The organism is Kocuria sp. CCUG 69068 (genome assembly GCF_020833785.1).
Taxonomy (GTDB): Bacteria; Actinomycetota; Actinomycetes; order Actinomycetales; family Micrococcaceae; genus Kocuria; species Kocuria rosea.
Genome location: NZ_PDDL01000016.1, coordinates 23,433 through 45,648 on the forward strand (window position 1 = coordinate 23,433; position 22,216 = coordinate 45,648).

General features: G+C 68.3%; 18 protein-coding genes. 11 read left to right on the forward strand and 7 right to left on the reverse strand.

Annotated features, from left to right (window positions below; genetic code table 11):
• Positions 1 to 71: 71 nt before the first annotated feature.
• From cydD to CRM73_RS05185, 3 genes are read right to left on the reverse strand one after another with little or no spacing between them, the layout of a single operon-like run.
• Complete coding sequence (cydD, locus tag CRM73_RS05175; RefSeq protein ID WP_229587034.1) at positions 72 to 3,500, reverse strand: thiol reductant ABC exporter subunit CydD; 3,429 nt, start codon at positions 3,498 to 3,500, stop codon at positions 72 to 74.
• A complete protein-coding gene (gene cydB, locus CRM73_RS05180) occupies positions 3,497 to 4,591 on the reverse strand; it encodes a cytochrome d ubiquinol oxidase subunit II (protein ID WP_229587035.1) in 1,095 nt (364 codons plus the stop codon). The genes cydD and cydB overlap by 4 nt, the downstream gene beginning before the upstream one ends.
• Before the next feature lie 28 nt (positions 4,592 to 4,619).
• Entirely contained in the window at positions 4,620 to 6,203 is a 1,584-nt protein-coding gene (locus CRM73_RS05185) for a cytochrome ubiquinol oxidase subunit I (protein WP_229587036.1), read from the reverse strand.
• 108 nt (positions 6,204 to 6,311) lie between these two features.
• On the opposite strand from CRM73_RS05185, the gene CRM73_RS05190 reads away from it, so the two are divergent.
• The 3 genes from CRM73_RS05190 (at position 6,312) to CRM73_RS05200 (ending at position 9,616) form a co-directional block, all read left to right on the forward strand.
• Entirely contained in the window at positions 6,312 to 6,698 is a 387-nt protein-coding gene (locus CRM73_RS05190; RefSeq protein ID WP_219930804.1) for a BlaI/MecI/CopY family transcriptional regulator, read from the forward strand.
• 6 nt (positions 6,699 to 6,704) lie between these two features.
• Entirely contained in the window at positions 6,705 to 7,655 is a 951-nt protein-coding gene (locus CRM73_RS05195; RefSeq protein WP_229587037.1) for a M56 family metallopeptidase, read from the forward strand.
• 380 nt (positions 7,656 to 8,035) lie between these two features.
• Positions 8,036 to 9,616, forward strand: coding sequence for a peptidoglycan DD-metalloendopeptidase family protein (locus CRM73_RS05200; protein ID WP_229587038.1), 1,581 nt, complete (start codon positions 8,036 to 8,038; stop codon positions 9,614 to 9,616).
• A gap of 418 nt (positions 9,617 to 10,034) precedes the next feature.
• Here CRM73_RS05200 and CRM73_RS19910 read toward each other — a convergent pair whose 3' ends face one another.
• A complete protein-coding gene (locus CRM73_RS19910) occupies positions 10,035 to 10,373 on the reverse strand; it encodes a transposase (protein ID WP_370658522.1) in 339 nt (112 codons plus the stop codon).
• A 96-nt stretch (positions 10,374 to 10,469) separates the two neighbouring features.
• On the opposite strand from CRM73_RS19910, the gene CRM73_RS05205 reads away from it, so the two are divergent.
• The 4 genes from CRM73_RS05205 (at position 10,470) to CRM73_RS05220 (ending at position 13,806) form a co-directional block, all read left to right on the forward strand.
• Positions 10,470 to 11,264: a cytochrome c oxidase assembly protein gene (locus tag CRM73_RS05205; RefSeq protein ID WP_229587039.1), complete on the forward strand. Its 795-nt coding sequence runs from the start codon at positions 10,470 to 10,472 to the stop codon at positions 11,262 to 11,264.
• Positions 11,265 to 11,315: 51 nt separating this feature from the next.
• Positions 11,316 to 11,531, forward strand: coding sequence for a hypothetical protein (locus tag CRM73_RS05210; protein WP_115163759.1), 216 nt, complete (start codon positions 11,316 to 11,318; stop codon positions 11,529 to 11,531).
• Between the two features lie 413 nt (positions 11,532 to 11,944).
• The gene (locus tag CRM73_RS05215; protein WP_229587040.1) at positions 11,945 to 12,670 is read left to right on the forward strand and encodes a response regulator transcription factor; all 726 of its coding nucleotides are present in this window, start codon (positions 11,945 to 11,947) and stop codon (positions 12,668 to 12,670) included.
• Positions 12,671 to 12,726: 56 nt separating this feature from the next.
• Positions 12,727 to 13,806, forward strand: coding sequence for an ATP-binding protein (locus tag CRM73_RS05220; RefSeq protein WP_229587041.1), 1,080 nt, complete (start codon positions 12,727 to 12,729; stop codon positions 13,804 to 13,806).
• Between the two features lie 107 nt (positions 13,807 to 13,913).
• On the opposite strand, the gene CRM73_RS05225 is transcribed toward CRM73_RS05220, so the two are convergent.
• Positions 13,914 to 15,212 (reverse strand): heparan-alpha-glucosaminide N-acetyltransferase domain-containing protein, encoded by a 1,299-nt coding sequence (locus CRM73_RS05225; protein ID WP_370658523.1) that lies wholly within the window; start codon positions 15,210 to 15,212, stop codon positions 13,914 to 13,916.
• 491 nt (positions 15,213 to 15,703) lie between these two features.
• On the opposite strand from CRM73_RS05225, the gene CRM73_RS05230 reads away from it, so the two are divergent.
• The gene (locus tag CRM73_RS05230; RefSeq protein ID WP_109223276.1) at positions 15,704 to 16,951 is read left to right on the forward strand and encodes an IS256 family transposase; all 1,248 of its coding nucleotides are present in this window, start codon (positions 15,704 to 15,706) and stop codon (positions 16,949 to 16,951) included.
• Here the strand turns inward: CRM73_RS05230 and CRM73_RS05235 are convergent.
• Positions 16,941 to 17,531 carry a recombinase family protein gene (locus tag CRM73_RS05235; protein WP_109244597.1) on the reverse strand — a complete coding sequence of 197 codons (591 nt, stop codon included), beginning with the start codon at positions 17,529 to 17,531 and terminating at the stop codon, positions 16,941 to 16,943. The genes CRM73_RS05230 and CRM73_RS05235 overlap by 11 nt on opposite strands.
• Before the next feature lie 299 nt (positions 17,532 to 17,830).
• On the opposite strand from CRM73_RS05235, the gene CRM73_RS05240 reads away from it, so the two are divergent.
• Positions 17,831 to 18,253, forward strand: a complete 423-nt coding sequence (locus CRM73_RS05240) for a hypothetical protein (RefSeq protein ID WP_229587043.1) — start codon at positions 17,831 to 17,833, stop codon at positions 18,251 to 18,253.
• A gap of 517 nt (positions 18,254 to 18,770) precedes the next feature.
• Here CRM73_RS05240 and CRM73_RS05245 read toward each other — a convergent pair.
• Positions 18,771 to 19,403 carry a recombinase family protein gene (locus CRM73_RS05245; RefSeq protein WP_229587044.1) on the reverse strand — a complete coding sequence of 211 codons (633 nt, stop codon included), beginning with the start codon at positions 19,401 to 19,403 and terminating at the stop codon, positions 18,771 to 18,773.
• 611 nt (positions 19,404 to 20,014) lie between these two features.
• On the opposite strand from CRM73_RS05245, the gene CRM73_RS05250 reads away from it, so the two are divergent.
• Entirely contained in the window at positions 20,015 to 20,278 is a 264-nt protein-coding gene (locus tag CRM73_RS05250) for a hypothetical protein (protein ID WP_035929481.1), read from the forward strand.
• 581 nt (positions 20,279 to 20,859) lie between these two features.
• Positions 20,860 to 22,074 (forward strand): NAD(P)/FAD-dependent oxidoreductase, encoded by a 1,215-nt coding sequence (locus CRM73_RS05255; RefSeq protein ID WP_109244373.1) that lies wholly within the window; start codon positions 20,860 to 20,862, stop codon positions 22,072 to 22,074.
• Positions 22,075 to 22,216 lie beyond the last annotated feature (142 nt).

Genomic DNA, 22,216 nt, shown 5'->3' on the forward strand with positions numbered 1-22,216 from the left:
GAGTCCCCGGGAGAGGTGTATCTCATCTGGGGCTGTGATGTCTTGGGAGATCGTCTGCGTTGGCGGGGCGGTCAGAGAACACGCGTCAGTGACCGGTCGCCGTTTCTGGCCTGCGCATGGTCCCTGGGTTGCGGTGGGCGGTGCTGGTGCACCCCTGGTAGGCGGAGGTGGACGTCTGCTCCAGCACGTTGTTCGGCGTGGTGGGTCACGAGCACGACGATGCGGTCGGACAGTGCTGAGCGCAGGTCGGAGATCAGCGAGTCGGCAGCTGGTGCGTCGAGGTGAGCGGTGGGTTCGTCGAGGAGCATGACGTCGGCGCGGGTGAGCAGTGCCCTGGCCACGGCGACGCGTTGACGTTGCCCCCCGGAGAGCTCCCCGCCGCTGGGCCCAACTGGTGTGTCCAAGCCCCGGGGAAGGCTGTCCAGGAAGGGGCCCAGGCCCACACGGGTGAGGACCTCGTACATGTCCTCATCGGTGGGCCGATCGTCTTTACCCCGGGCGAGCAGGAGGTTGCCGCGGATGGTGGAGTCGAACAGATGTGCCTCCTGGGGGCACCAGGCGAAGCACCGCCGCAGCTGCCGGGCGTCGAAGGTGGTGCTGTCGGAGCCGTTGACCTGCCATGAGCCCTCCGCGGCGGGCAAGTGGCCGAGGAGGGTCGCCAGCAGGGTGGACTTGCCTGAGCCGGAGGGACCTTCAACGACGAGCCACTGGCCGCGTCGCACGGTGGCCTGGAGGTGGCGGAATGCCGGGGCCGGCGCCTGGGGCCAGGTGACGGCCAGGTCGGCCAGCGTCAGCTCTTGGACCTGAGCCGGAACCAGCCCGGCGGGGGGCTGAGGTCGCTCGTGACGGGTGGTTGTGGAGGTGACGGCATGGACCTTGCGCAGTGACTGGGCCAGCGCGGACCACTGCTGTACCGCATCGACCACGCCGAGCAGCGGGTCGATCAGGCCCAGAGGCAGCAGCACGAGTCCGGCGACGACCGGTGTGGAAATCGTGCCCGCCGCCAGGGCTTCGGCGGTGGTAGCCAGCATCAGCACGGAGGAAAGAGAACAGGCCAGCACCACGACGGCCTCGCCCAGGCCCCGCGCCCAGGCACTGGAGCGGGTCGACGTGTCCGCGCGCTGCTCGAGGTCGTCCAGCCGGGCGAGCATGTCCTTGGCTCGATCGTTGGCGCGCAGCTCGTCGGAGGCGGCGACCATCGCGGCGAAGCGGCGGATCACCCTGGAGCGCACGACGGTGAGGTGGCGGGCCGCCGAGCGATCGGCCAGCAGCGCCGCGACGGGCCCGGCGAACAGCCCGCCGAGGACGGCGACCAGTAGCGTGGGCACCGCGCTGGGGCACAGGGCCATGACGGCCACGACAGCCCCCAGGGCGGTGCCGGCCCCGGCCATCGGTGGCAGCAGGACCCGCGGGGCCAGGTCGCGGACCCGGTCTGCGGCGTCGACCAGGTGCTCCAGCGCCGCCCCACCGGTGGCCAGGGCCCGGGAGGCCAGGCCTCGGGCGGCCAGCCCGGCCCAGATCCGGGACCTGAGCTCGGTGGTGGCGGACAGGACGGCGTCGTGGGTGGCCAGTCGCTCGGCGTAGCGCAGCACGGCGCGGCCGATGCCGAAGAAGCGGACGCCGACGATGGCGACCATCAGGTACATGATTCCCGGTTGCTCGCTGGCGCGTACGATCAGCCAGCCCGACAGCGTGGTGAGGGCAGCGGCGAACAGGACTGAGGCCGTCCCCAGGGCCGCGGCCCCCAACATGCGCCAGCGAGTGGAGGCGAGGAACGTCCTGAGCTCGCCCAACGCACCACCGGAGGTCTCGGCGAGTGAAGAAGTGAACGCCTCGCCCTGGCGATCGGAGGCCTGCTGCTCCTCCGGGGCGGTGGTCTTTGACCGGTGGTGTTCACCCTCACCGCGGGGGCTGGCGGGTTCGCCCAGTAGCACTTTCTGGTCGGCGAGGGCGGTGATCTCGGTTTCGTGGGAGGCCAGGATCACGGTGGTGGTGCCGCGCAGGTTGTCGATGAGGTTTCTGATGCGGTGCGCGTTGGCGGGATCGAGGTGGGCGGTGGGCTCGTCGAGGAGCAGCAGCCGGGCCCCGGCGGTGATGCGGGCCAGGCCCCGGGCCAGGCCCAGGCGGCGCAGTTCCCCGGGGCTGAGTTGGTTCGGGTCCGCCTCGGCCAGCCCGGTCAGTCCGACTCGCGCGAGGGCGTGGTGGGCGGAAGCGGTGTCGTGGGCGTAGAGCTGGATCTCGTCGAGGACGGTCTCGCCGATGGTGTGGATGTGCTGAGGCACCCAGGCCACCGCGGCAGGGTCGATCCCGTGGATGGTTCCTTCTTGGGCTTCGATGGTTCCGGCGAGGACCCCGAGCAGGGTGGATTTGCCGCTGCCGCTGGGGCCTTCGACGCTAGTGATAGTTCCGGAAGGGATTTCGGCGTCGAGACCGGATAGTGCTGGGGAGGGCCGCCCTGGGTAGCGCACGACCACGCCACTGATTCGCACCGCGGGTGCCTGGTCTGCTGGGGTGTCCGGCTGGGGGTTGATCGTTGCGGGGTTCGATTCCGGTGGCGTCGGTCTGCGGATGTCGGGGGCCGGGGGCTCGGCGACGATCTCACGGGAGCGGTGCAAGGCTGCCATGCCGTCCTGGGAGGCGTGGAAGGCCGCGCCGAGGTCGCGGAAGGGGGCGAAGCATTCGGGGGCGAGGATGAGGGCAATGAGTCCCACCAGGAGGTCGAGGTCACCGTAGACGAGGCGCACGCCGACGAACACCGCCACGACGGCGACCGAGAGCGTGGCGATCAGCTCGAGCACGAGCGCGGAGAGGAACGCGGTGCGCAGGGTCACCATGGTCGTGTGCCGGTGCTGCTCGGAGACATCGCGCAGCGCCGCAGCCTGCTCCTCGATCCGTCCCAGGCCCACGAGGACGGGCAGTCCACGGGCGAGTTCGACCAGGTGGTGGGAGAGCCGTTGAAGGGCGGCGGAGGACTCCTCAGCCTTGTCCTGGGAGTGCAGCCCGATCAGTGCCATGAACACCGGGATCAGGGGCACGGTGAGCACGATGATGAGGGCGCTGACCCAGTCGGCGGCCAGAATCCTCGCCCCGATCAGCAGAGGCACGGTGGTGGCGGCGGTGACCGAGGGCAGCACGCGCGCGTAGTAGTCGTCGAGGGCGTCGAGGCCGATGGTGCCCACAGTGGTCGTGGCGCCGACGTCGTGGCCGCACCCGGCCAGGAGGCCGGTGGCGAGTTCTCGGCGCAGCCCTCGCTTCGCCCGACCGGCGGCGCGGACGGCGACGACCTGGGTGGCCCAGATGGTTGCGGCACGCAGCAGCCCGGCACCGACCCCGACCAGCAGAGCCCGTTGCCAGGCCGCCGTGTCATGAGCGATGACCCCGACGATGCCGCGGGCCAGGGCTTCGGCCATGCCGATCAGAGCCAGAGCCTTGAGCGCTCCGAGGAGGCCGAGGGTGAAGACTGTGGCAGCACCACCGGGGCCCAGCGGAGGACGTTTCATGCCTGCTGGTTCCCGTCCACGCCTCTCCCCGGCACACCCTCACGTCGGGTACCCGCGGCGCGGCTTGGGGCAACGGCGGGAAGGACGGGGTGGGGGGCGGGAAGATGGCCGGTGGTCAGGCGCCGGCGGAACACCCAGTAGCTCCAGCCCTGAGCGAGCATCACCGAGGGCAAGCCGATGGCCGCCACGACGGTCATGACCCCCAAGGTGTAGTCGCTGCTGGAGGCGTTGGCCACCGTCAGGTGGTGGGCGGGGTCGATCGTGGAGGGCAGCACCACGGGGTAGACGTTGGCGAAGATCGAGGCGAGGCCGCAGAACAGCAGTGCGGCGGAGCCGGCGAAGGCGCGGCCTTCCCGGCCCAGGCGGGCGCTGGTCCACCCGAAGAGCGCGGCGACGACCGCGGCACCGACCAGGGGCCAGGTCCAGGCCGTGTCGTGTGCCACTTGAACGGCCAACACCCACACGGTGAGCGGCACCAGCGCGGCCGGACCGAAACGGAGGAGGAACCGGCGGGCACGCACCCGGACCGGGCCCTCGGTCTTCAGTCCCAGGAAGGCCGCGGCGTGCACGAGGCAGAACCCCACCAGCGCCAGCCCACCGAGCAGCGCGTAGGGCGTGAACCAGGCGAAGGCCCCGCCGACGCGGTCGCCATTAGCGTCCAGCGGCAGGCCCGTAGTGGTCAAAGCCAAGGCAGCACCGAGCCCGAAGGCGACCAGAAACGACCCCATCCCCAGGGCCCGGTCCACCCACCGCCGCCACCGGTCGCTGTGGACCTTACCGCGGTACTCGATGGACACCGCCCGGAAAATCAGCCCGACCAGAACGAACACGAAGGGGACGTACAGGGCAGAGAACAAGGAGGCGTACCAGTCGGGGAAGGCGGCGAAGAGCCCGGCGGCTGCGGTGATCAGCCACACCTCGTTGCCGTCCCACACCGGGCCGATGGTATTGAGCATCTGCCGGCGCTGGCGCTCATCGCGGGTACTGATGAGCATGAGCATCCCCACGCCCAGGTCGAAGCCGTCCAGGAGGATGAACCCGGTCCACAGCACCACGATGGCGATGAACCAGAGAGTGGGAAGCAGTTCCATGTCACAGACCGTTCTGTGGTCGTCGGGCTCAGTAGGCGAAGGCCAGCACGTCATCGCGCCGACCGGTCATGCCCTCGGGATGGGCGGGGTCATCGTCTCGGTGGGCGAGCTCGGGCATGGCCGAGGCGACCCCGCCGCGCACGTAGCGCACGAGCAGCATCGTCTCCACCACCAGCAGGACCGCGTAGATCAGCCCGAGGATGATGAGGGAGAAAAGGATTTCCTCCCCGCTGACTCCCGGGGAGACGGCAGCGGCGGTGTACATGTAGACCCCGTCCACACCACTGGGGTTGGGATTCGGGACGACCACGAACGGTTGCCGCCCCATCTCGGTGAACACCCACCCGGCAATGTTGGCCCCGAAGGGTGCCAGGATGGAGGCCACCGCCACCCACATCAAGGGCTTGGAAGCCGGGACGGTGCCCTTCCGGGTGAGCCACAGCGTCAGCGCGGCGAAGCCGGCGGCGAGCATGCCGAAACCGATCATCAGGCGGAACCCCCAGTAGGTGACCTCCATCAGGGGCAGGTAGTCGATCTTCTGGCCGGCCCGTTCGCCGTACATGGGGTCCTCAGGCAGGTGGGTGCCGTAGGCGGCCTCGTACTGTGGGATGAGGGTGTTCACGCCCTTGACTTCGGTGTCGAAGTCCCCGTGGGCCAGAAACGACAACAGGCCCGGGATCTCGATGACGTTGGTCACCTGGTCACAGTCCTGGGCTCCCAGCGGGCCCACCGCCAGCACCGAAAAGCTGGTGCCATCGTGGCAGGCCGCCTCAGCGGCAGCCATCTTCAGCGGCTGCTGCTCGAACATGAGCTTGCCCTGCAGGTCCCCGGTGGCGGCGACCCCGCCGAAGGCGACGGCGGCGACCACCGCACCGATGCGCAGGCTGGACAGCCACACGCCGTGGTCGACCCGGTCCCGCCCGGGAATATCGGCCCGCTCCCCCACAACCACGGCACCGGAGTCGTCGACGGTGTCGATGTTGTCCCGGCGGCGCTGCCACAGCTGATACCAGGAAACCCCGATCAGAAACGCCGCGCCCACTGCCACCGCTCCGGCCAGAGTGTGGGAGTAGGCCACCAGGGCCGTGTTGTTGGTCAGCACCGCCAACACGTCGTTCATCACCGGGCGGCCGTCCACCATCTCCACGCCCACCGGGTGCTGCATCCAGGAGTTGGCCACGATGATGAAGAACGCCGAGACCACCGAGCCCAGCACGGCCGTCCACAGCGAGGCGAGGTGCAGCTTCTTGGGCAGGCGGTCCCAGCCGAAGATCCACAGGCCCAGGAAGGTGGACTCGAAGAAGAAGGCGAGCAGGCCCTCCATCGCCAACGGTGCCCCGAAGACATCGCCGACGAAGCGGGAGTACTCGCTCCAGGCCATGCCGAACTGGAATTCCTGCACCAATCCGGTGGCCACGCCCATGATGAAGTTGATCAGGTAGAGCTTTCCCCAGAACTTCGTCATCCGCAGCCAGCGCCCGTTGCCGGTACGAACCCACATCGTCTGCATGAGCGCCACCAGCAGACCCAGCCCGAGCGTGAGCGGGACCATCACGAAGTGGTAGACGGTGGTGATCCCGAACTGCCACCGGGCGATCTCCAACGGATCCATGGGTTGTCCCCCAAGCCTGTTTACAGTGGTGTAGAAGTAATTCTACGAGTCGTAGAATTACTTCTACACCACTGTAGAACACGTGGGTCGGTCCGCTAGAATCAGCCGGTGGCAACCAACGAATCAAAACGTGCAACCTCCTTAGGTGACCTGGAGCGATCCATCATGGAGATCCTCTGGCAGGCGGACACCCCCCTGTCGGCTTACGACCTTCAGGACCAGCTCCCCCTAGCCACCGACAGTGGCCGCCCCCGCGCCGCCACCACCGTGCTCACTGTCCTGTCCCGCCTGGAGCGCAAAGGATTCGTCACACGGGAACGCACCTTCCGCCCCCACCGCTACTTACCTGCGGCTTCCCGGGAGGAGCATATGGCCTCCCTCATGCACGAGGTCCTCGGAACAGCCAACGACCGGGCCGCCGTACTCGAACGCTTCGTCGGGGGCGTCAGTTCCGAGGAAGCACAAACGCTGCGGCGCCTCCTCGACGACCACTGAGTCCATGTGATCAGCGCCTCGATCGCCCTCGCAGCATTTGCCCTCGCCCTGGCCTGGCCCGTCCCAATCCTTCTCTCGCACGCCAAGTGGCCGACCTGCGCCCCCGCCACCGCACTGGTGCTCTGGCAGGCCGTCGCCCTGGCCGGCGGGCTGTCGATGCTCGGGGCCTTGCTCACCTTCGGCCTGGCCCCTTTTGGGCCGGACTTGGTCACGGGCGGCATCAGCTTCGCCGCCAGCTTCTTGGGAGATCAGCCATGGGGGCCCGCAGGCCCGATGCACATCCTCGCGCTGTCCGGAGCAGTTCTGCTCGGCGGGCATCTGCTGCTGAACCTGATCTTCACGATTGTGCGCGCCGAACACGATCGTCGGCGCCATGCCCAGCTGGTCCTGCTCCTGAGCACACCGCTGCCCGAGGCCCCCGGCACCCGGCTCCTCGACAACCCCGCCCCGATCGCCTACTGCCTCCCCGGGGCGTTCACCACGATGACCGTCCTCTCTGCCGGACTGCTGTCACTGCTCGATGAAAACGAGCTGGACGCGGTGATCGAGCACGAGAAGGCGCATGCCACCCAACGTCATGACATCGTGCTGATGCTGTTCCGCGCCTGGAAGGCTTCCCTGCCCTGGTTCCCCATCGCCGACCGCGCCCACCGCGAAGTCGGGCTCCTCGTCGAGATGCTCGCCGACGACCGCGCCCGCCGGAGCGTCGACGACCGTACCCTCGCCCGAGCCGTCGTCCTCGTCAGCGCCGGTGGATTCGCTGCCCCCTCGCACCGCTTCCAAGGCACCTGGACAGGCGCGGCCCCTGTTGAGGATGCCCGTCAGCGCATCCTGCGGCTGGAGGCCACACCCCTGCCGACGGGGCAAAAGGCAACAGTCATCAGCGCAGCCGCTGCGCTCATCTCCGTGCCCACCATCTTGTTGCTCGCCCCCGGCCTCACCAATCTGCTCAACTGACCACAGGCGCGAACCACCCTGGCTGCCACGGCAACATCTGACCCACGACAGGGCGCCCTGACATCGGTATCTACCGCGTCACGTGAGGTACCTCAGCGCCACTGCGCCGCCACCGAACCAGGAACCTCGAACCGGAGGGCGGCAGCTCTGCGCGTCATACAGCGTTGCGTCCCCGCACGACGCCGCATTAACGGGAGCGAAGACATATTCTCAGGAGGATTGTCCGTGCTCCTACGCGCACACCAATGTTTGCTGCCTGCGGTCCGTTGCTCGATCTTTCCGTCGCTGTCTGCGACGTCCTGGGGGGAAACACCATCATGCCCCGCGACTCCTCTCGCCGCCCTGCCAAGCCCGACCTCCGTCACCGCGCCTCCTCGCCGGTGAGCGCCCTCGCCGCGTTCTCGGCCCTCGTGGCGCTGAGCGTGGCCGTCAGCTCGGGCGTCACTCCGGGGGCCGGCGAAGAACGAGGGGCTGCCTTCGGTGCGTCGGCGGGATCCTCGACGTCCTCGGAGCGGTCGGACAGCGGGTGGAGCCTCTTCGCGTCAGGTCAGGAGCGGCAGCACCCCCCGGCGGCACCGCTGCGGCAGAACCGTTCCACCTCGCCCGTCCGTGACGGCGCCGCGGGCAACGGGTCCTGGCGCCAAGGCACCGGCCCGGGCGACGGCGACCGGAACGCGGCCTCGACGGTGCGCCCGGGGCGGCACGCACCGAGGCTGTACTCGGGCGAGCTTCCCGTCAACACCCTCATCGCCCCCACCACTCCCGGGACCGTCCTGAGCGGGGGCACCTTCGGGTGGCGGATCGCCCCCGATCGCGGCGACCGCGAGTTCCACAACGGCACCGACGTTTCCGCCGCCGCAGGGCTGCCGGTCGTGGCGGCCGCCGAGGGCGAGGTGACGGCCGTGTTCTGGGACGTCTGGGGCGGCAACCGTGTGGAGGTCACCCACGCGGACGGACTGAGAACCACCTACAACCACCTCCAGGACGTCAGGGTGGCCACCGGTGACCGGCTGACCGCGTCCGAGCAGCTCGGTTCCGTCGGTGCCACCGGAACCCGGGTCACGGGACCAAACCTGCACCTCGAGACCTGGGTCGACGGGCAGGCCGTGGACCCCCAGTCCTTCGACTGGGTCGACGGCCTCCGCGTCATTCCCGCCTCCCGCAGCAAATACTCCTTGGAGGTGCCCGTGCCGGCTCTCCCGGAGGACGAGACCGCCGCCAAGAAAAAGGCCGCCTCAGGCGAAGAGGCAGCCGATCAGAAGAAGGCCGCCCAAAGGAAGGCTGCCGAGCAGAAGGCCGCTGCGACCAAGAAGGTCACGAAGGAGCCACAGCCCACGGCCGAGCCTTCCGCTCCTGCAAAACCCAGCCCCACACCGACTCCTGCACCGCCAGCAGCGCAAAAGCCCACGGCCTCCCAGACCAAGCCGGTAAAGCCCGCCAAACCAGCACCTGCTGCGACCCCGCCCGGGCCCCTAACGGCACCGTCCAAGCCGGCACCCCCCAAACCGGCACCGCCCAAACCCGCGCCGCCACCATCCGCGCCGCCACCGTCCGCGGGCACTGGGAAAGAGAAGGATCTCCTGCCCGGGGTGGCGCCCCGGGTTCCGGACACCAGACGGGACACCGATCGCGACGGCATCCTCGACATTGAAGACACCGACCTCGACGGGGACGGCATCGGCAACGAGGCTGACGACAACCTCGACGGCGATGAGTTCGTCGATGAGGTTGATCCGGACATGGATGGGGACGGCCTGCTCAATGAAGGAGACCCGGACATTGACGGGGACGGCATCCTCAATGACAAGGAAGAGGGGCCCATACGCCCGGCACGAGTGGCGTCCGGCAAACCAACCCCCGAGACTGGCGAGCCGAGCGCTCCGGCAGGGATCACGGCCCCTGCCCGGGGAAATCGGGATGCCGGCACCTCGCCGGCCACCGGTGCAGTGCAGGCACGCTGAGGTGCACCTGATCTCATAACTTGGTCGCCTGGCGCAGTCGGCGAACGTTGATGAGCGGGAGGCCGAGCAGGGCAGAGGACCAGGGTGCCGACGATGCGGTCGTAGCGGATTCCGAGGCGTTTGAAGCGCAAGACCCCGGAGATGGGGCGCTCGACCACCAAGCCGTGTCGATCCAGATGAGTTTTGGCCTCGATCCCACGGCGGGTAACACGCACTTTGATGCCTGGGCGGCGCCGTGGCTGCACGGGACGTCCGCACCGATCGCGCACACCGGAGGTGGCCACCATCAGGAGTTCGAAGAGACGGCTGTCGTGGGTGTTGGCGGCCGGGGCGTGAACGTGCAGGGGCAGGCCGTTGCGGTCAGTGAACAGGTAGTACTTGGAGCCCGGGTTCGCGTGGTCGGTGGAGTTCGGGCCGGTCAGCTCGCTCCCCTTTTTGGGTTCGTACCGACACCGAGTCGATGCTGGCCCCTGTCCAGTCGAGGATCTGCTCCTCGGAGAGCTCCTCGAGCACGGCCCGGTGGGGCTTCTCTCAAACCCCGGCCGCCTGTCACACGCGCACAGGCAACCAGGCGGTTGTGTCCGGACCCGCGCCCCAGAGCCGGTGGCAGGTCCGCCACCGACACCGAGGTATGCAGCACGAACAAGATGCCCTCCACAGCGGCCCGGTCATCGATCCACGGCCGCCTACCGGGGCCTCGCGGCGGCGTTAGGGGCGGTATGAGCGGGGCGATCAGCTCCCACAGTCGATCATCCACTGCGGCTTCATCGTGGCCATACAGGAATGGTCAGCCAGCCGGACGAGGGCAATCAACGACCGACCAGGTCTTGAAAACAGATGTACGATAATCGCGATGAGTCACGACCACGGCATGTTCGGTTGGACTTTGTTCGGATACGTCACAGCCCTGGCGTTCGGTCTGGGCGCGGTCGGCTACGCCGCGGGATGGTGGGCGTCCCGACACCGGGGGCGGTGGCCGATCCACCGCGCCGTGCTGTGGTGCACCGGGCTCTTCTGTGCTGGAGCCGCGGTGGTGGGCCCGATCGCTGAAGCCGCCCGCACGAGCTTTCCCGCCCACATGGTCGGGCACCTGCTCTTGGGCATGGTCGCGCCACTGTGTCTGGTGCTCAGTGCCCCGGTCACTCTTGCTCTGCGTGCTTTGCCTGTGGTTCAGGCCCGCGCGCTCTCCCGGGCCCTGCGCACCGCTTTCGTGCGGGCTCTGACCCATCCGGTGGTCGCGGTGGTGCTCAACGTCGGGGGCCTGTGGGCGCTTTACACCACCGATCTGTACGGATTGATGCACACCTCGGTGTGGTTGTATGCGCTCGTCCACGCCCACGTCTTCCTGGCCGGCTATCTTTTCACCGCCGCGATGGTGGGGATTGACCCGAACCCGCACCGGAGCTCCTTCGGCCTGCGGACCGCAGCGCTCATTGGGTTTCTCACAGCCCATTCGATCTTGGCCAAGTGGCTTTACGGCCATCCGCCCGCCGGCGTTGACTTCGCCGACGCGCGAATCGGGGCGCAGATCATGTATTACGGTGGGGACGCCGTGGACGTCACCTTGATCGTTGTTTTCTGCGCCCAGTGGTACACCGCCACCCGCCCCCGTGGAATACCCCTGACAGACACCCATTCACCGCGCTGAGTACACACCCGGCGCCAGCGTCCGTCCAGATCCCTAGGGGAGAATACATCCATGGAGTACTTCGCGGCTGTGCTGCCGTCCATCTGCATCGGCGTCATCTTCTGGCTGATCATGCGTTCGATTTTCCGCGGCGACCGCACCGAGCGCGCCGTCGAATCCGCTTCCCAGGACGACGCAGCACGCTGGTATAAGGACCTCAAGCAACGCGAGGGCGACGCCCTCCCCTTCAGTCCATCCTCCCTCGCCGACAACGAGCCCACGCGCTGACCCCGGGCATCATGTCAGCGGGGGGGGCTAGCGGCTGACCGCCTCAGGTGATGGGGAACGCGTCCCCCGCGACGGGGCTGTGGCCCGCCCCGTGACATGCCCGTCGACGGGGCGACCTACGCATCACGGACCCCGTAAGCCAGGACGGCCTCAGATCGTCGACTGCGGTAGCTCCGGGATCCGCTGATACTGACCACCCGTTGCATCCTCGGATTGTGAAGACGACGGAGAAGCCTTGACGGTTCACGGTGCGGGAGAGCATCAACCACACCGACCACCAGCTCACCGGTGAACCCGTCCACGACTGCCCCACCCGCACCGCCGGTCCCGCGCGGGCAGCACGGCTACCCGGGACACCGAGGCTCACAGCGCTCACAGCACTCACAGCACAGCGATCAGGACAGGGAGGACAGATGACGGATCCGCTCACCGGGCGTGTTCTGGTGGTCGACGACGAGGTCGACCTGGCGGAACTGGTCGCGGAATATCTGCGCAAGGCCGGGCTGGACGTCGAAGTACGCCACGACGGCACGGAGGCGGTCGCCGCGGTGCGGGAGTACGCCCCGGACGTCCTCGTGCTGGATCTGGGGCTACCGGGAATCGACGGGATCGAGGTGTGCCGTCAGGTGCGGACCTTCTCGGACTGCCACGTGCTGATGCTCACCGCCCGCGACGACGAGATCGACAAGATCGTGGGCCTGTCGGTGGGAGCCGACGACTACGTGACCAAGCCGTTCAGCCCGCGCGAGCTCGTGGCCCGGGTCCAGGCCATGCTGCGCCGGGCCCGCACCCGCCCCGCCCCGGCGCCCGCCCCGCCGCCGGCGGGGCGGGCCCAGGAGCTGGTGATCGGTGACCTGACGGTGGACGAGGCCGCCCGGGAGGTCCGCGTGGGCGGGGAGTCGGTGGCGCTGACCCGGATCGAGTTCGATCTGCTGGCCGCCCTGGCGGCCCACACGCAGATGGTGCTCTCGCGCCGGCAGCTGGTGGAGATCGTCTGGGACACCGCCTGGACCGGGGACGAACACCTGGTGGACGTGCACATCGGGCGGATCCGCAAGAAGCTCGGCGATGAGGCCGCCAGCCCGAAGTTCATCCATACGATCCGCGGGATCGGTTTCCGGATGGGCACCGGAGAATGAGCAGCACTGTCTTAACAGGCCCGCGCTGGTCCTGGAGCCCGTTGACGGTGCGGTTGATGCTGGCCCAGACCGCGGTGCTGTTGATCGGGTTGATCATCGTGGTCGTGACTGCGGTGCTGGTCGGGCCGAACATGTTTTACCACGAGCTCGTCGAGTCCGGTCACGCCGATGAGGCCCTCGGGCTGGTGCATCTGGAGGACGCCTTCCGCTCGGTGAGTCTCACGGCCCTGGCCATCGGCGGGTTGCCGGCTCTCTACATCGCCGGGATGCTCACCTTCTACCTCTACCGCACGATCGGGCGGTCCCTGGCCTCCTTCAGCACCGCGGCCGGAGAGGTGGCCGCGGGCAACTACGACGTGCGCGTCACCTCCACCAAGCTGGGCCCGGAGTTCGACGCCCTGGCCTCCTCTTTCAACGAGATGGCGGCCAAGCTCGCTTCCGTGGACACCATCCGCCGACAGATGCTTGCTGATCTAGCCCATGAGATGCGCACCCCGCTGGCCAGTCTCAAGGGCCATCTGGAAGGCGTCGAGGACGGGGTGGTCGCCCTCGACGAGCACACCACCGGGATCCTCAACGCCCAGATCACCCGCCTGGAGCGCCTGGCCCGCGACATCCGCCAGCTCACCGCCGCCGAGGAAGGCATGACTCGTCTGCAGCTCACCCCCCAAGACCCGGAGCATTTGGCGGGCCAGGCGGTCGCGGCCATCGAGCCCGACGCCGCCGGCAAGGGCGTGTCGATCACCTCGGTGAGCACCGGCCCGGAGACCGCCCCGGTGCCGCTGGATCCGGAGCGGATGGGCCAGGTGCTGAGCAATCTGCTGGAGAACGCCCTGCGCCACACCCCGACCGGGGGCACCATCGTCCTGCGCACCGACCACACCGCCGAGGCGGTCACCTACACCGTCACCGACACCGGGGAGGGCATCAGCGCCGAAAATCTCCCGCACGTCTTCGAGCGCTTCTACCGCGCGAACACCGGCCGGGAGGCCCACCGCGGCGGCTCGGGGCTGGGCCTGGCGATCAGCAAGGCCCTGGTCGAGGCCCAGGGCGGAACCCTGGAGGCCGCCAGTGACGGCCCCGGCCGCGGCGCCAGCTTCCGGATCCACCTGCCCTACCGTCGCCCCACCGGCTGAACACTGGGGACACCCGGACCTAAGGCCTGAGAACGACTGCGGGCCGTGCCCGCCACCAGAGCTTCGGAGCTTGGTGACCGGCACGGCCCGCGGCGGTGCCGGGGCACCTACCTGCGCGAGGTCCCGGTGGTCCCTCCGAGCACGAGCCGGCGGGTGCCTTTCACGCTGAGCCCGATCACCCGCTCCAGCGGGCCCTGACCCAGGGCGCGATACCAGGCGACCGCGAACAAGGCCGCCAGCGTCACGTGGATCAGGAACCACAGGTACGGCTGGTCGTAGTGGAGCTCGAAGGACAGGCCCACCAGATGAGCGGTGTACAGGGTTAGAGTCATGACGCCCATCGCTGCCAATGGCAGCAACCAGGCCTCGACCTTGCGGGCGATCAGCAGGAAGGCCCCGAGCACGGCCAGGGCAACGCCCAGGCTGGCCGCGATCGCCAGCGGGGTGTTGGTGTGCGGGGTGGCGATCGCCAGCCACCACACCGTGGAGGTGGGCAGCGAGTCCGGGCCCCAGATCAGGACCTCGGCGAGTTCCTCCTCACCGAACGAGGAGGCGTCCAGCAGCCGCTGGTAGCCGCCGAAGGCGTAGAGCAGGAAGTAGGAGGTGGCCTGAGCAAAGATCGCGATCCCGACACCGATGACCAGCAGCCGGATCTGCACCTCCTGCTTGCGCAGGTTCAACCGGCCCAGACCCATGCCGACCAGCAGATAAGTCATGTACGGCAGGGCTGGGTAGGTCCCGGTGAGCAGCAACTGGGAGGCCGTGGCCCCCGGCTCCGTCAGGACGGTGGTGAGGGTGGGATTGTAGTTGCTCCAGGCGGGCAGCTCGTTGAGCAGGCCCTGCATCAGCAGCGGGGACACGAGCCCGAAGACCGCCGCGGAGATGAAGAGTACCTTCGGCCCGGCGTGCAGGAAGGGGATTGCCAGCAGGAAGAACACCCCGTAGTAGATCAAGATGTTGTCCGCCGGGGCGTCTTCGGGCATCAGCGTCCCGATCCACAGCCCCACCGCCGCAATCAGCACGGCCCGTATCGCCAGGCCGATCCGGTCGGCGGTCATCGCCTTGCCTTCGTGCGGGTGGCTTCCGCCGGAAGTCAGGGCCAGTCCGACCCCGGCCAGCAGGGCGAACAGGGCTGCGGAGTCCCCGGAGAAGATCCGCCAGGTGAAGCTGGCCTCCCCGGTCTCCTCGTTCCAAGAGGGCAGGATGTGGATGGCCATCAACCCGACCAGCGCCAACCCCCTCGCCGCATCGATCCCCACCAACCGGCGTGTGGGCCGGATCAGTGCATCGTCGAGTCTCCCTGAATCGGTTCTCTCCGCTCGTGACATCGCGCTCATGACTCCCCCTGATCGAGCCGGCCCTTCCAGGGCCAGCGAAGTGTGCGGCCCGTCGGGGGTCGCGTCCATGGCCCCGGGGCATCCGGAGCCGATCTAACTTCAGGGTCTCGTCCACACTTGACGCCCACCTCGCGGGATCCTCAAGATTCCGTCAAGATTCCCACGGAGTTGCGCCGTCGGTGCGTGCCTCCGGCGCCTGCTCGACGTCACAGTGGCCGCAAGAACATCGTCTGCACGGCCAGGGTTTGTCCCGCGCGGCGTCCGATTCCCACGATGGGACCACGGGGGTCGTTGCACCCCGTGGAGCAGCCCGCTCCCGACAGGGCAGGGGGTGGGAGACCAATAAGCGAAACCAGTCGGGCCGGTGGACGGGGAACGAAGCGGTGGGCCGTGGAGGCTTCCGTGTGTGCGGACCATCTAGCGGGCGCAGGCCCCTATGAGTTGAGCCCCCGATAGTGGTGTAGCGCGGTGGCCCTGCTCGTCGTTGCGGACGAGGGCGCGGCCACCGTGAGATCTTTCGAGTTCACCTCTCACAGCACCCTCGAAAGGACATCATCACGATGACCGCTCCTCACATTGTCGACCCCACCGGCCTGCTCGGTGAAGCCCTGTCCGAAGCCTCGCCGGATCTGATGCGCAACCTGCTGCAGACGGTGATCAACGCGCTGCTCTCCGCCGACGCGGACGCGGTGGTCGGCGCCGAGTGGGGCCGACCCGCTCCCGAGCGGGTAACCCAGCGCAACGGCTACCGCCACCGCGACCTCGACACCCGCGTGGGCACGATCGACGTAGCCGTCCCGAAACTGCGGGCCGGCACCTACTTCCCGGAGTGGTTGCTGGAGCGCCGCAAGCGGGCCGAGTCCGCGCTGATCACCGTGGTCGCCGACTGCTACCTCGCCGGGGTCTCGACCCGCCGGATGGACAAGCTGGTGAAGACCCTTGGGATCAACGCCCTGTCGAAGTCCCAGGTCTCAAGGATGGCCGGTGACCTCGACGAGCACGTGGAGTCCTTCCGCCACCGGCCCCTCGGGGACGTCGGGCCGTTCACCTTCGTCGCCGCCGACGCACTGACGATGAAAGTCCGCGAGGGCGGGCGCGTGGTGAACGCGGTCGTGCTCCTGGCCACCGGGGTCAACGGTGACGGCCACCGTGAGGTCCTGGGCATGCGGGTGGCCACGGCCGAGACCGGGGCGGCCTGGAACGAGTTCTTCGCCGATCTGGTGGCCCGCGGCCTGGGCGGGGTCCGCCTGGTCACCAGTGACGCCCACGCCGGGCTCAAGGACGCGATCGCGGCGAACCTGCCCGGGGCGTCCTGGCAGAGGTGCCGCACCCACTACGCGGCCAATCTCATGTCGATTTGCCCGAAGTCCATGTGGCCGGCCGTCAAAGCCATGCTCCACAGCGTCTACGACCAGCCCGACGCGACAGCCGTGAACGCCCAGTTCGACCGGTTGCTGGACTACGTCGCCGAGAAGCTGCCCGCGGTGGCTGAATACCTGGCCGATGCCCGTGAGGACATCCTCGCGTTCACGAACTTCCCCAAGGACGTCTGGGCCCAGATCTGGTCCAACAACCCAGCTGAGCGGCTGAACCGGGAGATCCGGCGCCGGACCGACGCGGTCGGGATCTTCCCCAACCGGCAAGCCATCGTCCGCCTCGTGGGAGCCGTGCTGGCCGAGCAGACCGACGAGTGGGCCGAAGGCCGCCGCTATCTCGGCCTCGAGGTCCTCACCCGCTGCCGGCTCACCACCGTCGCGGACACCGGAAGCGAGGTGACCACCGACCCCCTGACCGCGCTCACAGCCTGACCCTTACACGAAAGATCGCTACACCACTCCAGGGGGCTTGACCCATCCCGAGGTCGCGGGCGACCTGGGTAGCCGGCTCCCCACCGTCAATCAGTCGGAGGGCGTTGCGGATCTGGGAGTCGGTGAAGGTCGGGCGGCGCCCGCCGAGGTCCTGGCCGGCGGCCCGGCGCTTGGCCACCGAGTCGGTGATCCGCTCCCGCTTGATCTCCAACTCCATCTGGGCCAAGGCCGCCATCACCGTGAACACCATCGACCCCATCGGGGTGGCCGTGTCCACGTCTCCCCCACCCAGGTTGAGCACCCTCAGCCCCGCTCCCCTCGCCCGCAGTGCCTCGGCGAAGGCCAGCATGTTCTGCGTCGAGCGGCCCAGCCGGTCCAGCGTGGTGATCACCAGAGTGTCCCCCGACTCGAGCGCAGCGACCGCCCGGTCAAACTGCGGACGCGAAGCACGCCCTCCAGACACTCCACTGTCGACATAGATGTCATCGCGCCGCACACCGGCACCCAGGAGGTCAGACACTTGACGGTCTGCGTCCTGCTGCCGCGTCGACACTCGGGCATAGCCGATCAGCTTCCCCATGTCCACCCCATCTGTCTCGCAACCGACGTTGAGTATCTGATTCTAGGGGTATGGATAAAGCACATAGCTACGAGACAGGCCGAACCGCGGAAACATGCGGGCGCAAATTTTCCGGACGAGACGTCTCGCAACCCATGGCTTGGAGATCGGCCTGATGTCATATGGCTCAGCTTGCTTCCATGGTTATCGTCCCCGTGCCTATCCTGGGTGATCACCATCGGGCCCCCCAGACCCGGCGATGCGGTTGCGCTTCAGGCCGCCCCGCCGGACGATCCGTCATCTGCGCACAGGAAGAAGGCATGACTATTTCTGCATCTGGGGCATTGGCCGTTGAGCTGCACCCCGCCTCGCCCACCCGGTGGGTCGCCACGTATTACCCCATGGTGGTCACCCCGGCGGGTCGCTGGGCCGAGGTCACCTGGGAGCTCCACCAGCAGTTGCTGCCCGCCAGCTCCGCCCCGCTGGATCCGGCCCGGTGGCTGGAGGTGAGCAGTTCGGATCCCGGTCACCCCTGCTACGCCGGCCACCAGGAGTGGGCCCTCGAGTTGGCCGCGGGCTACGCGGCCGCGATGGCCGTCCACGACGCTGAGGCCACCGAGGGGCCCCTCCCGGCCTGGGAGGCGCAACTGCTGCAAGAGGGCGCGTTCGTCGTCCCTGCCGGGCAGCTCTCGGAGTGGGTGCTCGACGACCTGGCGGACGAGACCGCGGAGATTCACGACTGATCTCGCGCACCGCCCGGCCCTGCTCACCCCCACCGCCCATCCCGACCAGCCCTGTTCGCAACCGCACATTGATGTGTCATGTTGTGAACGTCGCCACTTCCCTCAAAATTGTTGGCGGGGGTCAGAGCGAGCATCCTGGCCTATCAGGGGGACAGGTGATCTGCATCAGACCATCCTCCAGCTTCGGCCGCGTCGACCGGGCGCATCGTGGTTCCGGGGGGAACCGGGGTGCGCGCCAGATCATAGGTCCGCGACGAAGCAGCGTGGGGCGGGGTGGCCGGGGGGCTACCCCGCCCCACGCCATACCCGCCGCCGCAGCACCGGCGCCCCAGCGCGGTGGTCAACGGTTGCCCGAGGCGCTCGAGCAGCTGTGGCGGAAGCTCAAGACGGACCTCGTGGACACCGATACGGGTGCGGAGGACATCATCGTTGCCCCCGCCCAGGACCACGGGCAGAGCCCAACCAACCGAGGACGCCCCTGCGGCCACCCCCTGACCGTCGCGGGTGTGGCGAAGAGTCAGTCCGCCGGGTCAGGATCGACTTCAGCGGCCGTGACCGGCCCGGCGGTCACGGCCTCTGCCGGCCGGGGCGGGAGGTGACGGTAGAGGGTGGTGCGGGTGATCCCGGTCTTGGCCACGATCTCCGCCATCGTGTGCCCGGACTCGCGCAGGTGTGCGGCGTAGGCCAGCTTGTCCGCATCCACCACCGTAGGCCGCCCGATCCGCCGGCCCTTGGCCGTGGCCACCGCTCTCGCGTGGGCGGCGCGCTCGAGGGTGTAGGTGCGTTCCATCTGCCCGAACAGCGCCAGTAGCACCACCGCCAGCTGAGCCATCGGATCATTCGGGTTGGTGGAGTCCACCTTGATCGGATCCGCCAGGTTGCGCACCCCCACCCCCCGCTCGGCGAGATCGTGGATCAGGTTCAAGGTGTCGCGCACAGTGCGCCCGAGCCGGTCCAGGGTGTGCACCACGATCACATCGCCCTCCCGGGCGTAGGCCAGGGCCGCGGCCAAGCCGGGACGGTCGGTGGTGGCCCCGGATTTCTTGTCCACATAGATCCGCTCGGGCGCGATCCCGACCTGCCGGAGGGCATCGATCTGCCGCTCGAGGTCCTGTTTGGCCGTCGAGACCCGCGCATAGCCCAATTCCATGCGGCCAGCGTACCGAAAGTCGGTTCCGTACGGCCTAAACAGGCCGGTACTTTTGGTCCAAGTTCTGGTACAGGAAACGCCGAGCATGCACATCAGGCAAGGATCTCCGCAGGGGTCGTCCCACTACCAAGGAAGTGGGACGGTCGCCCGCGGCCGGTCAACCCGTTGATTACCTCGAGCTCGGCCGGTCCGACGACTCCGATCGAGAGGCAAGACCTCGATGCCGCCGTATAGCTCTGTCACAACACCACCACTTGTCGCCGCGGCTCACACCCGAATGGACGGTTTGGGCCGGTCGGCGAGTTTGTAGCAAAATCCTTCGTCTCAGTAGCACAGGTCGACCGCACTATCCACGTGATAACTGGCCCGAGAGTGCGGTCGGCTCCTGAAAGCGACACTTGGCGGCGTCGAGCGGCACCACTGACCGAGAATCGCTCATAAGAGACTGATGAATCGGCAGGTGTCGACGCGTCATCCGCGTCCTGCCCCGGACCCGGCTCGGTCGCCCCTTCCGGGGCGACCGAGCGGGGCGTAGCGTGGCACGTAGTCACCAGCGCCCTCCCACCATTGGGTCGGGCGCGCCCGTCAATCCAGTCCTCGGGGAGACCACTATGGCACTGCTCCTGATCCGGCACCGCGTGGCCGACTACGACGCCTGGCGAAAGGTCTACGACTCCGTCTCGGACGTACCGGCATTCAGCAACATCACCGGCGAGTCAGTGCACCGCATGGTCGATGATCCGGACAACGTGCTCGTGCTCCACTACTTCGATTCGGTCGACGAGGCCCGCGCCTTCACGGCACTGCCGGAACTGCAGGAGGCGATGCAACGCGCAGGCGTCCAGGGTGAGCCGCGCTTCAAGTACTACGAATAGGACTCCCGAGGCGAGCTCAACTGTGGTACAGGTTCAGCAGTCGCCAGCCCTGGGATGCCGGCCACGCTGCTCGGTGAAGCCGGGAGTCTCCGGTGGCCGGTGGCCGTGCACGGCGAGGGACCGCACAACCTTCAGGGAGGGTGTTTTCAGTTGAAGGGGCACACTGAGACCGCTGCTTGGCGGTGCGGTGAGTTCCTCGGCCACCCCAACCGGAATCACGAACCCGCGGGGCACCGTCCGGAGCAGCTCAGTGACGATGTGACGGCTCGGGTGCCGCCCAACTTTGTCAGTGAGTGATGGTCCGAGAATCTATGCGCAGAATGCCACCCGACCGGACAGGGTGCGCCGCCATTCATATTCGGCAGAAGGCCGCCACTTCATCCGGACCCTTGGCGGAACAGGCACCGGCATCGCTCCGGCGATCAGCTGTCCCGACCGACAAGTTCCTCGAGTTGGACGTCCTGAGAGCCCCCTCACCCCCTGGATGCTTACCGCCCGGGCGTGGGCGCCGCGGCTCGTGGTCGAATGGTCGGACGGCCCCGATCGGTGCCGTGGAGCCATCCTCGTCCCACGGAGTCATGATGACCACTGCACCCTTGGATCACGCCACTGACGTCCTCGTGATCGGCGGCGGCAATGCCGGGATCTCCCTGGCCGCACGATTGCGCCGCAAGGGCATCACGGACATCGTGATCGCGGAGCCGAAGTCCACGCACCACTACCGGCCGATGCTCTCCTACGTGGGCGCCGGACTGAAGAGCGTGCCGCAGATGTCCCGGGCCCAGCACCGCGTGATGCCCCGCGGCGTGCGCTGGGTCCAGGACCATGTCCAGGCACTGGATCCGGCGGCACGGATGGCCACACTGTCCTCCGGCGAGCACATCGGCTACCGGCACGTCGTGATCTGCGCGGGGTCCACCCCGGACTGGGACCGTGTCCCCGGCAGTGCCGAGGCGATGGCCGGCCCGCACGCCTCGACCAACTACACCGTGGAGCTGGCCCCCAGGACCTGGGAGCTGATCCGCGGGCTGCGCCGCGGCCGGGCACTGTTCACGATCCCGGACGGCCCGGCGCCCACGCCGCAGATCGGACAGAAGATCCTCTACCTGGCCTGCGACTACTGGCAGCGCCAGGGTGTCCTGCAGGACATCGAGGTGACCCTGCTGACGCCCACCGCCACCGTGTTCGGCCAGCCGGACGTGGACCGGGTGCTGCAGCCCTGGGTCCGGCGCTACGGCATCACGGTCCTGACGAGCGCCCACGTGCAGTCGATCGACGCCGCCTCCCGCCGGCTGCGGGCCACGATCGAGGGGACGCCGCGGGACCTGCCCTACGACCTGCTGCACCACAGCCCAGTCCACCGGGCCCCGGCCTGGATCGCCGACGCGGGACTGGGCGTCGCGCCGGGCGCGGGCACCGCTTGGGCGGGCTACGCGGACGTGGATGCACAGACCCTGCGCCACCGCCGTGTGCCCACCGTGTGGGCCTGCGGGGACGCTGCCGCACTGGAGACCGCCTCGTCCGGCGGGGCACTGCGCCACCAGACGAAGATCCTCACCGAGAACCTCCTGGCCACCCGTGACGGCCGGGAGCCCACGGCCTCCTACGACGGGTACACCGTGACCCCCGTGACGGTGCAGCGGGGCCGGGCCGTGCTGGCCGAGTTCGACCGGGACAACGAACTGGCGCCCAGCATCCCCGGCGTGCCGCTGCTGGCCCCGAACCGCGCCTCCTGGTTCTTCGACCTCGAGGTCCTCCCCCGGGACTACTGGAACGTGATCCTCCGGGGCTTCTAGCTAGCGGACCATGTGTGCACACATCCGTGGCGCCTCGTTCCCCGCTCCGATGGCACGTGATGGCCCGCGTCCCCAGTCGTCGCGGCACGAGCCGGGAGAAATGAGGGTCGGCAGTCGGGAGACCCCGAGGAGCACAATTCAT